Source organism: Enterobacter cloacae complex sp. HYC080_NIDB, from assembly GCF_056673325.1.
Genome location: NZ_CP114212.1, coordinates 945,398 through 960,061, shown reverse-complemented (window position 1 = coordinate 960,061; position 14,664 = coordinate 945,398). Strand labels below are relative to the sequence as shown.

Below are 14,664 nucleotides of genomic sequence, written 5' to 3'. Positions count from 1 at the left end.
GCCACAAACTTTCATTCTCCGTCTCCATTCCAGGCCATGACAAACATAAGGAGTGAGAAAATAGCCCCTTTTGGGTAAATGTTTTTGACGCAAATCAAGCGCTTGTCATTTAAAAAATCACACAAATTGCGCTTGATCGCAAAATTCCGTTAGAGATCAGATTCCTGGCGTTTTACTTCCTGCCAGACTTCTTCCATCGCCTGGAGGTCAATTCCGGTCATTTCCAGGCCGCGCGAGGCGACAATCCGCTCCACTTCACGAAAACGACGTTCGAATTTCAGATTGGCTTTTTGCAATGCGGTTTCCGCTTTTACACCTAAATGGCGCGAAAGGTTGACGGTCGCAAACAACAGATCGCCCATCTCTTCCTCAAGCTTTGCTTCATCCACCACCGCCTGCTGTGCTTCGTGCATAACCTCGTCGATCTCTTCATGCACTTTATCCAGCACCGGCCCCAGAGAGTCCCAGTCAAAACCGACGGCGGAACAACGCTTTTGAATTTTATGCGCGCGCATCAGCGCAGGCAGACTCAGAGGAATATCGTCCAGCGCCGAATGCTGGGATTTTTCAGCACGCTCGGCGCTTTTTATCTGCTCCCAGCGGGCCAGTACTTCCGCGCTGTTGCCTGCGGTGGCATCGCCAAAGATATGCGGGTGACGGCGCTCAAGCTTGTCGCTGATAGCGGCGCAGATATCATCAAAGTTAAAGCGCCCTTCTTCCTGCGCCATCTGGGCGTAGAACACCACCTGGAACAGCAGGTCGCCGAGTTCACCACGCAGGTCGTCAAAATCCTCGCGAGAAATGGCGTCCAGCACCTCGTAGGTCTCTTCAAGCGTGTACGGGGCGATGGTGGAGAAAGTCTGCTCTTTGTCCCACGGGCAGCCGTTTTCCGGATCGCGCAGGCGTTTCATGATGCCGAGCAGGCGGTCGATTTGAGTCATAGTGTTTTCCATTAAAAAACAAGCCGGGTGGCGGTAAAGCCTTACCCGGCCTACAGAAGAGTGTATTTACCCGCCGTGCAGACGACGCGCGTCAATCACATCCGGCACCTGGTTCAGTTTGCCGAGCACGCGACCCAGCACCTGCAGGTTGTAGATTTCGATGGTCATATCGATGGTGGCAAGCTGCTCGCGGGTATCGCTGCGGCTGGCAACACCCAGCACGTTGACCTTCTCGTTGGCGAGAATGGTGGTGATATCGCGCAGCAGGCCGCTGCGGTCATTGGCGGTAACACGCACCACCAGCGAGTAGCCGGCGGAGTAGCTCTCCCCCCAGACCGCTTCCACGATGCGCTCCGGCGCATGGGACTGCAGCTCGGCAAGCTGGTCACAGTCGGAACGGTGGATCGAGATCCCGCGCCCCTGGGTGATAAAGCCGACGATGTCGTCGCCCGGAATTGGCTGACAGCAGCGGGCAATGTGGTGCATCAGATTGCCCACTCCCTCGACCACTACCCGGCCATTGTCTTTACTGCGCTGCTGCGGGGCGTAGGTTTTCTGCTGCAGCTGCTTCAGCGCCGCCGCGTCCTGCTCTTCCGCGCTTGGCTTATTGAACTGCGCCTGCAGGAAGTTAACCATCTGATTGAGACGAATATCGCCGCCGCCAATTGCCGCTAACAGTTCGTCAAGCTCGTTGAAGTTGTAGCGCGGCAGCAGGAATTTCTCGGCCTCTTTCAGGCTGATCCCGATATGTTCCAGTTCGTCGTCAAGGATCTGACGACCGGCAAGGATATTTTTGTCTCGATCCTGCTTGCGGAACCAGGCGTGAATTTTTGAGCGTCCGCGGCTGGTGGTGACGTACCCCAGGTTCGGATTAAGCCAGTCCCGGCTCGGGTTAGGCTGCTTCTGGGTGATGATTTCAATCTGATCGCCCATCTGCAACTGGTAAGTGAACGGGACGATGCGCCCGCCGATTTTCGCCCCGATACAGCGGTGCCCCACGTCACTGTGGATGTGGTAGGCAAAATCAAGCGGCGTTGAACCGGCTGGCAGGTCGACCACATCCCCTTTCGGGGTAAAGACGTAGACCCGGTCGTCAAAGACCTGGCTGCGGACTTCGTCGAGCATTTCGCCCGAGTCGGCCATCTCTTCCTGCCACGCAATCAGCTTGCGCAGCCAGGCGATGCGATCCTCGTGACCAGAACGCGCCCCGCCCGACGTTCCCTCTTTGTATTTCCAGTGCGCGGCAACGCCCAGCTCGGCATCTTCGTGCATCTGTTTGGTGCGGATCTGAATTTCGACCGTTTTGCCGCCAGGGCCAAGCACCACGGTGTGAATGGACTGATAACCGTTAGGTTTAGGGTTAGCCACATAGTCATCAAACTCATCCGGCAGATGGCGGAAGTGAGTGTGGACGATCCCCAGCGCGGCGTAGCAGTCCTGCAGACGTTCCGCCACGATACGCACGGCACGCACGTCAAACAGCTCGTCAAAGGCGAGGTGTTTCTTCTGCATTTTGCGCCAGATGCTGTAGATGTGCTTAGGTCGCCCGTAGACTTCGGCGCGCACGTTCTCTTCTTTCATCGCCTGGCGCAAGCCGCCGACGAACTCCTCGATATAGTGCTCGCGGTCGATGCGGCGTTCATGCAGAAGTTTGGCAATGCGCTTATATTCCGCCGGGTGCAGATAACGGAAGCAGTAATCTTCCAGCTCCCATTTGAGCTGACCGATACCTAGCCGGTTCGCCAGCGGCGCATAGATGTTTGTACACTCTTTGGCGGCCAGCACGCGCTCGTCTTCCGGCGCATCCTTCACCTCACGCAGGTGGGCAATACGCTCGGCCAGTTTGATGACCACACAGCGGAAATCATCCACCATGGCCAGCAGCATCCGGCGGACATTATCGACCTGCTCAGAGGAGACGGAATCGGTGTGCGCGGCTTTAAGCTGGCGGATAGCCGCCATATCGCGCACGCCGTGGATCAGCGCGACGACGGATTTTCCGACGCTCTCACGCAGCACGTCTTCCGTCACGACGTTCGCATCGGCGAGAGGAAACAGCAACGCGGCCTGCAGCGTTTCAATATCCATGTTCAGCATGGATAAGATTTCAACCATCTCCACGCCGCGCCACAAGAGGAGATCGGCATCCGGATGACCCTGTGTGGTGCGAAGACAGTAGGCCCAGGTTTCGGTTAAGCGTTCACACGACTGCTGGCTGGAAATTCCCAGACTTGCGATCCATTTTTGTGGGTCAAACTCCCCAGCTTTATTGAGATGTGCACTTCTTACCGCAACCATTGTCCTCTCCTTTAGGGACCAGGGCCTGTCGAAGTCGACAAGCCAAACAAATTAGATGTGCTCGAACAACACCATCGATTCCAGATGCCCAGTGTGCGGGAACATGTCCAGCATTGCCAGACGCTGAATTTGGTAACCCGCGCTGATTAATGCCTCACTGTCACGGGCAAGCGTTGCCGGGTTACAGGAAACATAGACCACACGCTTAGGGGCAAGTTTAATCACATGCGCCATGACGCCCGGGGCACCGGCGCGCGCCGGGTCGAGCAGGATTTTGTCAAATCCCTGCTGTGCCCACTGCTGTTGCGTCACATCTTCCTCAAGATTTTGATGAAAGAATGTCACATTTTGCAAGCCGTTCTGTTGTGCGTTCTCCTGCCCTTTAGCCACCAGCGCTTCAACGCCTTCCACGCCAACGACGCTTGCTGCTTTTCGCGCCAGCGGCAGCGTGAAGTTGCCCATGCCGCAGAACAGATCGAGCACCCGGTCGGTGGGCTGTATATCAAGCCACGCCAGCGCTTTCTCAACCATCTGCTGGTTTACGCCATCATTTACCTGAATGAAATCCCGCGGGCTAAACGTTAAGCGTAGCCCGTTTGACGCATACCAGGGCGCATCACCGGTAACCTGTTCAAGTATCTCGCTTTGTGGAGCAAGGAAAAGCGCCAGGTCGTGGGAATGCGAAAAGCGTTCCAGTTTTTCGCGATCTTTTTTCGATAATGGCGCGGTATGGCGCAACACCATCAGCGGGCCATTATTGGCCATGACCAGTTCGACATGCCCAAGATGGCCAACGCCGTCCAGTCCTGAGAGGCAAGTGCGCACGTGCGGAAGCAATGCTTCAAGATGGGGCACTAAAACAGGGCACTGCTTCACATCAACAATATCGCTGGAGGCCGCTTTGCGAAAACCCATCTCCAGCCGCGCCGTTTTGGGCAGATAGCTCAGACTCAGACGCGCGCGGCGACGGTAGCCCCAGGGCTCATCGGCAATAACTTCGTTCACGTCGTGCTTCAGCAGACGCGCCAGGGCGCGGCTTTTGCTTTTTTGCTGTAATTCTGTGCTCGCATGCTGTTGCTGGCAGCCTCCGCAAACGCCAAAATGCGGACAGCGTGGCGCAACGCGCGCCGGGCTATCGTTGAGGCGACGCTTCACCTGTCCGCGCGCGTACTGGCGTTTGTCTTCCGTCAGCGTAATTTCTGCTCGTTCTGTTGGCAGCAAACCTGTTATAAACAGAGTCTTACCATTGTGATGAGCCACCCCCTGACCAAACGGGTCAAGGTCTGTGGCTTCAACAGTAATGATTTGACGCGTCGTCACGCGTCGTTTTGCAGAGTAGAATTGCGCCATCGCCGAGATTTTTCTCACATAAACATAATTATCTTAATTGTCCCATAACGGAACGCCATGACCAACTACAGCCTGCGCGCGCGCATGATGATTTTGATCCTCGCCCCCACCGTTCTCATCGGTTTGCTGCTGAGTATCTTCTTTGTGGTGCACCGCTATAACGATTTGCAGCGACAGCTGGAGGATGCAGGCGCCAGCATCATCGAACCGCTCGCCGTCTCAAGCGAGTACGGGATGAACCTGCAAAACCGCGAATCCATTGGGCAGTTAATCAGCGTGCTCCACCGACGCCACTCGGACATCGTACGCGCCATTTCCGTCTACGACGAACATAACCGCCTGTTTGTCACCTCGAATTTTCATCTCGATCCGGCGGCCCTGAAAATCCCGGACGGTACACCTTTCCCGCGCCATCTCACCGTACTGCGGCGCGGCGATATCATGATCCTGCGCACGCCGATCGTGTCGGAAAGTTATTCCCCCGACGAGTCTGCGCAATCTGACGCCAAATCCAGCAATAACATGCTGGGATACGTGGCGCTGGAGCTGGATCTCAAATCAGTCCGGCTACAGCAGTACAAAGAGATTTTTATCTCTGGCGTGATGATGCTGTTCTGTATTGGTATTGCACTGATCTTCGGCTGGCGCCTGATGCGCGACGTAACGGGCCCCATCCGCAATATGGTCAATACTGTTGACCGCATCCGCCGGGGACAGCTCGACAGCCGCGTAGAAGGTTTTATGCTGGGCGAGCTGGATATGCTGAAAAACGGCATCAACTCTATGGCCATGTCGCTGGCGGCCTATCACGAAGAGATGCAGCATAACGTTGACCAGGCGACATCTGACCTGCGCGAAACGCTGGAGCAGATGGAGATCCAGAACGTTGAGCTGGATCTGGCGAAAAAGCGCGCCCAGGAAGCGGCGCGGATTAAATCTGAATTCCTTGCCAATATGTCGCACGAGCTGCGTACGCCGCTCAATGGGGTGATCGGCTTTACCCGCCTGACGCTGAAAAGCGAGCTTAACCCGACTCAGCGCGATCACCTGCACACCATTGAACGTTCGGCCAACAACCTGCTGGCGATCATTAACGACGTGCTGGACTTCTCCAAGCTGGAGGCGGGCAAGCTTATTCTGGAGAGCATACCGTTCCCACTGCGCGGTACGCTCGATGAAGTGGTCACGCTTCTCGCCCACTCGTCACACGACAAAGGCCTTGAACTGACGCTTAACATCAAAAACGACGTGCCGGATAACGTCATCGGCGATCCTCTGCGCCTTCAGCAGGTCATTACCAATCTTGTTGGCAACGCCATTAAATTCACCGAAAGCGGCAACATCGACATTCTGGTAGAAAAACGCGCGCTCAGTAACAACAAGGTACAGATTGAGGTTCAGATCCGCGATACCGGGATTGGTATTCCCGAGCGCGATCAGTCGCGTCTGTTCCAGGCGTTCCGCCAGGCGGATGCCAGTATCTCCCGTCGTCATGGCGGTACCGGTCTGGGGCTGGTGATTACGCAGAGGCTGGTAAACGAGATGGGCGGCGATATCTCTTTCCACAGCCAGCCAAACCGCGGTTCAACCTTCTGGTTCTACATTAACCTGGATCTCAATCCGAACGCGTTGACCGACGGTCCGGTGACAAGCTGCCTGAACGGTAAGCGTCTGGCCTACGTCGAGCCTAACGCGGCGGCCGCGCAGTGCACGCTGGATATTTTAAGCACTACACCTCTGGAGGTAGTCTACAGCCCTACCTTCTCGGCGCTTGCCGTTGAGCACTACGACATTCTGCTGATGGGCATTCCGGTGACGTTCACCGGCGAACTGACCATGCAGCAGGAGCGGCTGGCGAAAGCCGCGTCGATGACCGACTATCTGCTGCTGGCGCTGCCCTGTCACGCTCAGATAAACGCGGAGGAGTTGAAAAACGACGGGGCAGCCGCGTGTCTGCTTAAACCCCTCACCGCCACCCGCCTGCTGCCCGCCCTCACGGAGTATTGCCGTCTTAGCCAACATGCCCTTCCGCTGATTAACGACGAGCAAAAACTGCCGATGAGCGTGATGGCAGTTGATGACAACCCGGCAAACCTGAAGCTCATTGGCGTGTTGCTGGAAGATCAGGTTCAGCATGTGGAGTTGTGCACCAGCGGCACGCAGGCCGTTGAACAAGCCAAACAGATGCAGTTCGATTTAATTCTGATGGATATTCAGATGCCGGGCATGGATGGCATTCGGGCCTGTGAGTTGATCCACCAGCTGCCACATCAGCAGCAAACACCGGTGATTGCGGTCACCGCGCATGCGATGGCCGGTCAGAAAGAGAAGTTACTGAGCGCCGGGATGAATGATTATCTGGCGAAACCTATCGACGAAGAGAAGCTTCATAACCTGCTGTTACGCTATAAGCCGGGACATATTGGCGGAAGCTACACGGTTTCCAGCGAGCCGGTTGAGGTTACCGTCAATCAAAACGCAACCTTTGACTGGCAGCTTGCGCTGCGTCAGGCGGCAGGTAAACCCGATTTAGCCCGCGAGATGCTGCAAATGCTGGTCGCGTTTCTGCCGGAGATTCGTAATAAGGTTGAAGAACAGCTTGTGGGGGAACACCCGGATGAACTGCTGGAAGCCATCCACAAGCTTCACGGCAGCTGCGGCTATAGCGGCGTACCGCGGCTTAAAAATCTCTGCCAGCTGCTGGAGCAGCAACTGCGCGCAGGTACGCCAGAATCGGAGCTGGAACCTGAGTTTCTGGAGCTGCTGGATGAAATGGATAACGTGACGCGTGAAGCGATGAAGGTATTGGGGAGCTGAGATAAAAGCCCGGTGGCGGCTTCGCCTTACCGGGCCTACGATTGCGGGTGCGGCCTGATGCCCTCACCCCAACCCTCTCCCACGGGGAGCGGGAGAACTACATTCCCTGCCCCACTTTCAGCACCGCCGCGATATTTCTGGCGGTCATCTGTACATTCGCGCTGGCATTTTCCAGCGCATCTTCCAGCGAGCAGATGGTGTAAATCACGCTAAACACCGCATCAATGCCGTGATCGTGTACCACGCCAACATCCGCAGTCAGACTGCCCGCAATCCCGATAACGGGTTTGTTAAAGCGTTTCGCGACCTTCGCTACCCCCACCGGGACTTTGCCGTGGATCGTCTGGCTGTCGATGCGGCCTTCGCCGGTGATAACCAAATCTGCATCGGCCACCTGGTCGGCCAGGTGCAGCGCATCGGTTACAATCTCAATGCCCTGGCGCAACTGTGCGCCGCAAAAAGCGTACAGCGCCGCGCCCATTCCCCCCGCCGCACCACCGCCAGCAAGGTTTAGCACATCCATATCCAGATCCCGGGCAATAATCCGCGCATAATGAGCAAGCGCATTGTCCAGGGTGATGATCATCTCAGGCGTGGCCCCCTTTTGCGGGCCAAATACGGCTGACGCGCCATCCTTTCCAACCAGAGGATTGGTCACGTCGCAGGCGACCTCAATCCGGCACTCGGCCAGACGCGTGTCCAGGCCGCTCAGGTCGATACGCGCGAGTTTTCCCAGCTCGCCTCCGCCCTGCCCCAGCGGCTGTTCACTGGCGTCGAGCAGCTTCGCACCTAGCGCCTGCATCATCCCGGCCCCGCCGTCATTGGTGGCGCTACCGCCGATACCGATGATGATATGCTTAACGCCCGCATCCAGCGCGTGACGGATAAGTTCACCTGTGCCCCAGGAGGTTGTTTTCAGGGGATCGCGCTGCGAAGGCGCAACCAGTTCCAGACCGCTTGCCGCCGCCATTTCAATAAAGGCGCTCTGTTCGTCACCCGAAATCCCGTAAAATCCTTCCACCCGCTCGCCGAGGGGACCGGTCACCGGGACATGTACCCTTCGCCCCTGCGTTGCCGCGATCATCGCCTCAACGGTGCCTTCTCCCCCATCCGCGACCGGCAGTTTGACGTAAACCGCCTCGGGAAAGATCTCGCGAAAACCGCGCTCTATCGCTGTCGCAACCTCAAGCGCACTCAAACTTTCCTTATACGAGTCCGGTGCGATAACAATTTTCATAAGCCATCCTTACGCATAGTCGTTACGTTAAGCATACACCACGTAAAGAACCGCCAATGGGAGCGGTCCCAGTGCGTTTATCGTACCATGCACGGACGTTTATTGTCGAATGTCCAGTCGGGGATCAGATACTGCATCGCCATCGCGTCGTCCCGCGCGCCCAGACCGTGTTTCTGATAAAGCTCGTGCGCTTTCATCACCTGGTCCATATCGAGCTCAATGCCCAATCCCGGCGTTGAAGGCACCTGCACCATGCCACCTTTTATCTCAAACGGCGCTTTGGTCAGACGCTGATTCCCCTCCTGCCAGAGCCAGTGAGTGTCGATAGCGGTAATGGTGCCCGGTGCGGCGGCGGCAACGTGGGTAAACATTGCCAGCGACACGTCGAAGTGGTTATTAGAATGCGATCCCCAGGTCAGGCCAAACTCATGGCACATCTGCGCCACGCGGACCGAGCCCTGCATCGTCCAGAAGTGCGGGTCAGCCAGCGGAATATCGACGGATTGTAATGACAGGGTATGCCCCATCTGACGCCAGTCGGTGGCAATCATATTGGTCGCGGTCGGCAGCCCCGTGGCGCGACGGAATTCCGCCATCACTTCGCGGCCCGAGAAACCTTGCTCGGCCCCGCAGGGATCCTCGGCATACGCCAGCACACCTTTGAGCTGTTTACCTATTTTGATCGCTTCATCAAGCGACCATGCACCGTTTGGATCAAGCGTCACGCGCGCCTGTGGGAAACGTTTTGCCAGCGCGGAAATGGCCTCTGCCTCTTCTTCACCCGCCAGCACGCCGCCTTTCAGTTTGAAATCATTGAAGCCATATTTTTCGTATGCCGCTTCCGCCAGCCTCACCACCGCATCCGGGGTCATCGCCTCTTCATGGCGCAGCCGGTACCAGTCGCATGCTTCCTTCGTCTGGCTTTGGTACGGCAGCGGCGTCAGTGTGCGATTGCCGACAAAGAACAGATAGCCAAGCATTTCTACTTCTGAACGCTGCTGCCCCTCACCCAGCAGCGAGGCGACGTTAACGCCCAGGTGCTGGCCCAGCAAGTCCAGCATTGCGGCTTCAATCCCGGTTACCACGTGGATGGTGGTTCGCAGATCGAAGGTTTGCAGCCCCCTGCCACCCGCATCGCGGTCGGCAAAGGTGTTGCGCACGGTGTTGAGGACATTTTTGTACTCACCCAGCGTTTTGCCCACCACCAGCGGAATGGCATCCTCCAGCGTTTTACGGATCTTCTCCCCGCCCGGAATTTCACCCACACCGGTATGGCCGGCATTGTCTTTGATAATGACAATATTGCGGGTAAAGAACGGTGCATGTGCCCCGCTCAGGTTCATCAGCATGCTGTCATGACCCGCGACCGGAATGATTTGCATGGAAGTGACGACAGGGGTCGTAAAAGTACTCATCGTGTAATCCTTTTATCAGTGACGTCCAAAAACAGGGCGCTTACGGTCAAATGTCCAGCCGGGAATAAGGTATTGCATCGGGCCTGCGTCATTACGCGCACCGCCCGGTAGCTTTTTATACGCCTCATGGGCTTTGTGGACACGATCCCAGTCAAGTTCCACGCCCAGGCCCGGCGAATCGGGAACGGCAATCTTGCCATGTTTGATTTCCAGCGGATTTTTCGTCAGGCGGGCTTCGCCTTCCTGCCAAATCCAGTGGGTGTCGATAGCGGTCGGGTTTCCCGGTGCCGCGGCGCCAACGTGGGTAAACATCGCCAGCGAAATGTCGAAGTGATTGTTGGAGTGGCAGCCCCAGGTCAGTCCCCAGTCATCGCACAGCTGCGCCACACGCACCGCGCCGGAGAGCGTCCAGAAGTGCGGGTCCGCCAGCGGAATATCGACGGCGTTCAGCATCACCGCATGCCCCATTTCGCGCCAGTTAGTGGCAATCATATTGGTGGCGACCGGTAAGCCGGTGGCACGGCGGAATTCGGCCATGACTTCACGGCCAGAGAAGCCCTGCTCCGCGCCACACGGGTCTTCTGCGTAGGTCAGCACGTCTCCCAGACCTTTGCACAGGCTGATGGCTTCCTCCAGCAGCCAGGCGCCGTTAGGGTCAACGGTGATACGCGCCTCCGGGAAACGTTTTTTCAACGCCCGGGCGGTTTCAATCTCCTGCTCACCGGGCAGCACGCCACCCTTGAGCTTGAAATCTTTGAAGCCGTAGCGATCCTGAGCCGCCTCGGCCAGGCGGACCACCGCGTCGCGGGTAAGGGCTTGCTGGTGGCGCAGCTGATACCAGTCGTGGTTACCCGGTGATTGCGCCAGATAGGGGAGATCGGTTTTCGTGCGATCGCCCACGTAGAACAGATAGCCAAGCACGGTGACGGCATCACGCTGTTTGCCCGGCCCCAGCAGCTCGCAGACCGGGACATTCAGCGCCTTACCCAGTAAATCAAGCAGGGCGGCCTCCAGCGCGGCCACCGCGTTGACGCGCAGCTCAAACGTCCAGGCTCCTTTACCGAAGGTATCAAAATCTGCCGACTGATTACCCTTATGCACCCGTTGAACCACCTTGTTCAGGCGGGCAACCTCCTGGCCCACCACCTGCGGAAGTGCATCGACCAGGGTCTGGTAGATCACCTCCCCACCAGGCGCCTCACCCACGCCAGTATTTCCTGCGCTATCAGTCAACACCACGATATTGCGGGTAAACCACGCATTGTGCGCGCCGCCAATATTGAGCAGCATGCTGTCCTGCCCGGCCACGGGAATAACGTTCATTTCAGTCACGATGGGGCTTGATTGCGTTGTCATCAGCCACGCTCCACTACGGGTTTGAGTTCAATACGTTTGATATCCCCCACCAGCACCAGGTAACTCAGGACTGCCACCAGCGCATGCACGCCGACGTAGATCAGTGCACCGTTGAATGAGCCCGTCGTACCAACGATGTAGCCAATCGCGATTGGCGTAACAATCCCGGAAATGTTGCCAAACATGTTGAAAAGACCGCCGCTCAGGCCGCTGATCTCTTTTGGCGCGGTATCCGCCATCACCGCCCAGCCCAGTGCGCCAATGCCTTTGCCGAAGAAGGCCATCGCCATAAAGCCGATAACCATCCACTCGGCGCTGACGTAGTTGCAGAACACCATAGTCATGGAGAGCAGCATGCCGAGCACAATCGGCGTTTTACGCGCGATGTTCAGCGATCCGGTGCGGCGCATCAGCCAGTCGGATATCACCCCGCCGAGCACGCCACCGATAAAGCCGCAGATCGCCGGGACCGAAGCAACAAATCCCGCTTTCAGGATCGACATCCCTCGCGCCTGCACCAGATACACCGGGAACCAGGTGATGAAAAAGTAGGTTAGCGCGTTGATACAGTACTGGCCCAGATAGATGCCGATCATCATCCGCGTACCGACAAGCTGTTTGATCTGCGCCCATTTCTGGCTGAACGGGACTTTTACTTTCCCAGACTTCTGATCCATGTTGATCAGCGCGCCACCTTCCGCAATGTACTCCAGCTCTTTCTTGTTTACGCCAGGATGCTGATTCGGTTCGTGGATCACTTTCAGCCAGACGAAGCTAATGATGATCCCTAGCCCGCCCATAAAGAAGAAGACGTGCGACCAGCCCACTTCGTGCGTCAGCCAGCCCATAATGGGTGCGAAGATCACCGTGGCGAAATATTGGGCGGAGTTAAAAATCGCCACCGCCGTTCCCCTCTCCTGCGCCGGGAACCAGGCCGCGACAATACGGCTGTTCCCCGGGAAGGAAGGCGCTTCTGCCAGACCTACCAGGAAGCGCAGCGTAAAGAGCGCGACGATAATGCCAAAACCGTTGAAAACATCGACAAAGCCCTGCAAAAGGGTAAATGCAGACCAGATAAAGATGGACCAGAAATAGACACGTTTAGAGCCAAAACGGTCCAGAAGCCAGCCGCCTGGAATTTGCCCGATGACGTAGGCCCATGAGAATGCGGAGAAAACGTAACCCATGCCCACCGGATCAAGGCCGATATCTTTTGCCATTTCAGAGCCGGCAATCGACAGCGTGGCGCGGTCACCATAGTTAAAGGATGTGACGATAAACAGCATCACCACTATCCAGTAGCGGGCATTCGTGCGCTTCTCAGCGCTGCTCGCTGCGTGGCTTAATGTACTCATTGTTGCACTCCTGAAACATAGCTTTCGCCTGGTTCATTCTGTACAGCACCGGTAGGGTAATCAGAATGAGATGTGTTTTGTCGTTTTGGTACGGCCTGAAGCCGTTTTATAAGTGACCGGAAAAGTATATGAAGGAGTGACACGTTCTCTCACCGTGCAAAAACACAGTATTAAAGGGTGTGCGAGCGGTTGTTTATGGCATAAGCCCAGGCAAGTGGAAGGTGGTTCACGGAATTGAGGTTTGGTGCGGGGTGTATTGCCGGGTGGCGGCTTCGCCTGACCCGGCCTGGAAAACTATTTCAGGAGCGTAGCCCACTGCTCGACCCACGGGTTCGATTCGCTTTCCGGTTCAGGATGCTCACCGGCATCAATCAGCAGCATCTCGCCGACGCGCTGGGCGCTCTGTTCCTGCAGGAGCGCATCAAACTGCTTGCCGCCGCCGCAGAAGTTTGCGTAAGAGCTATCGCCCAGGGCAATGATGCCGTAGTGAACGTCCGGCTGATAGCCAAGCTGGTCTTTAATGCCCTGGAAAAGTGGCACGATGCTGTCCGGCAGATCGCCCTGCCCGGTAGTGGACGTCACCACCAGAATGTATTTATCTTTGTACTTTTCCCAGTCTGCCAGTTCCGGGTCTTCATAGACCGTGGCTTTATGGCCCTGGCTTGCCAGAATCGCCTCAGCCTCTTCCGCTACCAGCAGTGAGTTGCCGTACATAGTGCCGACAAAAATGCCTACTTCAGCCATGATATTTTTCCCTATGAATGCGTTTACTGTTCATCCTGGACGTTGCCAGATACAAACTCAACCCTTTCATTTTCGGGGAGTTGCCCCAGCCAGCCAAACTGTGACAGCGCCTGCATCCAGACATCGTCCAGCCCTGCACGGATATTCAGCGGTTCGCCGGTAAACGGGTGGGTCAGGCTAAGCTCGCTGGCGTGTAACATCAGTCGGTTACAGCCAAAATGCTCGGCCGCGCTGCGATTCTGGCGCAGATCGCCGTGCTTGCTGTCGCCAATAATCGGGTGGCGCAGGTGCGCAAGATGGCGTCGCAGCTGGTGTTTACGCCCGGTTTTGGGCAAAAGCTCAACCAGGCTGTAGCGCGTAGTGGGGAATTTGCTGGTTGCCACCGGCATTTCCGTGGTCGCCATGCCGCGATAATCCGTCACGGCAGGCTGCGGGCCTTTGTCATCGCGGGCAAATTTATCGGCGATTTTATCCAGCTCCTCTACCAGCGGATAGTCGATCGTGGCGGCGTCCGTCAGCCAGCCGCGCACGATCGCGTGGTAGCGTTTCTGGATCTGGTGCTGTTCGAACTGCTGAGACAGCAGACGTCCCGCCTCGCTGGAAAGCCCCATAAGCAGCACGCCGGAGGTCGGTCTGTCGAGACGATGGGCGGTAAAAACATGCTGACCAATCTGGTCGCGTACGGTCTGCATCACGACCACTTTCTCGTCGCGATCCAGCCAGCTGCGGTGCACCAGCCAGCCAGACGGTTTATTCACCGCCACCAGCCACTCGTCCTGATAGAGGATCTCAAGCGTCATGCATCTTCACCGGCAAACAGGGCATCCAGTTTTTCCAGCTCAACCAGCATGACCGCGCGCGCAGGGTGCGTCGCCTCAATGGCCATTTCATAATAGGGAGAGACCGCAAACGCCTGCGGCAGCGGATGACCGCCTTCCAGCAGCGCGTGCATGCGCGGAATTAACACCCACTGGAGCCACTCGAACGGGGCCAGGGTATCCAGACAAAATGGCTGGGTGCTGGCGAACGCTTCCGGCTGCGGCGCGGTCTCTTGCCACAGCTGATGTTGGCGCAAAAGGGCTTCGATGGCGTGCAACTGAGCACGAATGCTATCGTGTTGCGTCATGGTAACCTCAACTGAAAAAGTGAAC

11 protein-coding genes are annotated in these 14,664 nt (G+C 56.8%); 1 reads left to right on the top strand and 10 read right to left on the bottom strand.

Going from position 1 to position 14,664, the window contains the following annotated elements; genetic code table 11:
- Window positions 1-149 precede the first annotated feature (149 nt).
- The 3 genes from mazG to rlmD form a co-directional block, all read right to left on the bottom strand.
- On the bottom strand, window positions 150-941 hold the full coding sequence (gene mazG, locus O1723_RS04555) for a nucleoside triphosphate pyrophosphohydrolase (protein ID WP_014885047.1): 792 nt from the start codon (window positions 939-941) through the stop codon (window positions 150-152).
- Between the two features lie 66 nt (window positions 942-1,007).
- Entirely contained in the window at window positions 1,008-3,239 is a 2,232-nt protein-coding gene (relA, locus tag O1723_RS04550; protein WP_014885048.1) for a GTP diphosphokinase, read from the bottom strand.
- Window positions 3,240-3,290: 51 nt separating this feature from the next.
- Window positions 3,291-4,589: a 23S rRNA (uracil(1939)-C(5))-methyltransferase RlmD gene (gene rlmD / locus O1723_RS04545; RefSeq protein ID WP_014885049.1), complete on the bottom strand. Its 1,299-nt coding sequence runs from the start codon at window positions 4,587-4,589 to the stop codon at window positions 3,291-3,293.
- Window positions 4,590-4,646: 57 nt separating this feature from the next.
- On the opposite strand from rlmD, the gene barA reads away from it, so the two are divergent.
- Window positions 4,647-7,406, top strand: a complete 2,760-nt coding sequence (gene barA / locus O1723_RS04540) for a two-component sensor histidine kinase BarA (protein ID WP_014885050.1) — start codon at window positions 4,647-4,649, stop codon at window positions 7,404-7,406.
- 97 nt (window positions 7,407-7,503) lie between these two features.
- Here barA and O1723_RS04535 read toward each other — a convergent pair whose 3' ends face one another.
- The 7 genes from O1723_RS04535 to O1723_RS04505 all read right to left on the bottom strand — a co-directional run bounded on the left by O1723_RS04535 (window position 7,504) and on the right by O1723_RS04505 (window position 14,639).
- Complete coding sequence (locus tag O1723_RS04535) at window positions 7,504-8,643, bottom strand: glycerate kinase (protein WP_014885051.1); 1,140 nt, start codon at window positions 8,641-8,643, stop codon at window positions 7,504-7,506.
- A 77-nt stretch (window positions 8,644-8,720) separates the two neighbouring features.
- The gene (gudD, locus tag O1723_RS04530; RefSeq protein WP_248190687.1) at window positions 8,721-10,058 is read right to left on the bottom strand and encodes a glucarate dehydratase; all 1,338 of its coding nucleotides are present in this window, start codon (window positions 10,056-10,058) and stop codon (window positions 8,721-8,723) included.
- A 15-nt stretch (window positions 10,059-10,073) separates the two neighbouring features.
- A complete protein-coding gene (locus O1723_RS04525) occupies window positions 10,074-11,414 on the bottom strand; it encodes an enolase C-terminal domain-like protein (protein ID WP_023337701.1) in 1,341 nt (446 codons plus the stop codon).
- The gene (locus tag O1723_RS04520) at window positions 11,414-12,769 is read right to left on the bottom strand and encodes an MFS transporter (RefSeq protein WP_023331203.1); all 1,356 of its coding nucleotides are present in this window, start codon (window positions 12,767-12,769) and stop codon (window positions 11,414-11,416) included. Before O1723_RS04520 ends, O1723_RS04525 begins: the two co-directional genes overlap by 1 nt.
- A gap of 294 nt (window positions 12,770-13,063) precedes the next feature.
- Window positions 13,064-13,513, bottom strand: a complete 450-nt coding sequence (locus tag O1723_RS04515) for a flavodoxin (RefSeq protein ID WP_023337703.1) — start codon at window positions 13,511-13,513, stop codon at window positions 13,064-13,066.
- Between the two features lie 23 nt (window positions 13,514-13,536).
- Window positions 13,537-14,313 (bottom strand): tRNA pseudouridine(65) synthase TruC, encoded by a 777-nt coding sequence (gene truC, locus O1723_RS04510; RefSeq protein WP_023337704.1) that lies wholly within the window; start codon window positions 14,311-14,313, stop codon window positions 13,537-13,539.
- The gene (locus O1723_RS04505) at window positions 14,310-14,639 is read right to left on the bottom strand and encodes a YqcC family protein (protein WP_023337705.1); all 330 of its coding nucleotides are present in this window, start codon (window positions 14,637-14,639) and stop codon (window positions 14,310-14,312) included. The genes truC and O1723_RS04505 overlap by 4 nt, the downstream gene beginning before the upstream one ends.
- Between the last annotated feature and the right edge of the window lie 25 nt (window positions 14,640-14,664).

Excerpts from the sequence above, each read along its gene's own strand:
- O1723_RS04520 (WP_023331203.1), bottom strand. The coding sequence starts at position 12,769 with ATGAGTACATTAAGCCACGCAGCGAGCAGCGCTGAGAAGCGCACGAAT.
- mazG (WP_014885047.1), bottom strand. The coding sequence starts at position 941 with ATGACTCAAATCGACCGCCTGCTCGGCATCATGAAACGCCTGCGCGAT.
- barA (WP_014885050.1), top strand. The coding sequence starts at position 4,647 with ATGACCAACTACAGCCTGCGCGCGCGCATGATGATTTTGATCCTCGCC.
- rlmD (WP_014885049.1), bottom strand. The coding sequence starts at position 4,589 with ATGGCGCAATTCTACTCTGCAAAACGACGCGTGACGACGCGTCAAATC.
- O1723_RS04535 (WP_014885051.1), bottom strand. The coding sequence starts at position 8,643 with ATGAAAATTGTTATCGCACCGGACTCGTATAAGGAAAGTTTGAGTGCG.
- gudD (WP_248190687.1), bottom strand. The coding sequence starts at position 10,058 with ATGAGTACTTTTACGACCCCTGTCGTCACTTCCATGCAAATCATTCCG.
- relA (WP_014885048.1), bottom strand. The coding sequence starts at position 3,239 with ATGGTTGCGGTAAGAAGTGCACATCTCAATAAAGCTGGGGAGTTTGAC.
- O1723_RS04515 (WP_023337703.1), bottom strand. The coding sequence starts at position 13,513 with ATGGCTGAAGTAGGCATTTTTGTCGGCACTATGTACGGCAACTCACTG.
- O1723_RS04505 (WP_023337705.1), bottom strand. The coding sequence starts at position 14,639 with ATGACGCAACACGATAGCATTCGTGCTCAGTTGCACGCCATCGAAGCC.
- O1723_RS04525 (WP_023337701.1), bottom strand. The coding sequence starts at position 11,414 with ATGACAACGCAATCAAGCCCCATCGTGACTGAAATGAACGTTATTCCC.
- truC (WP_023337704.1), bottom strand. The coding sequence starts at position 14,313 with ATGACGCTTGAGATCCTCTATCAGGACGAGTGGCTGGTGGCGGTGAAT.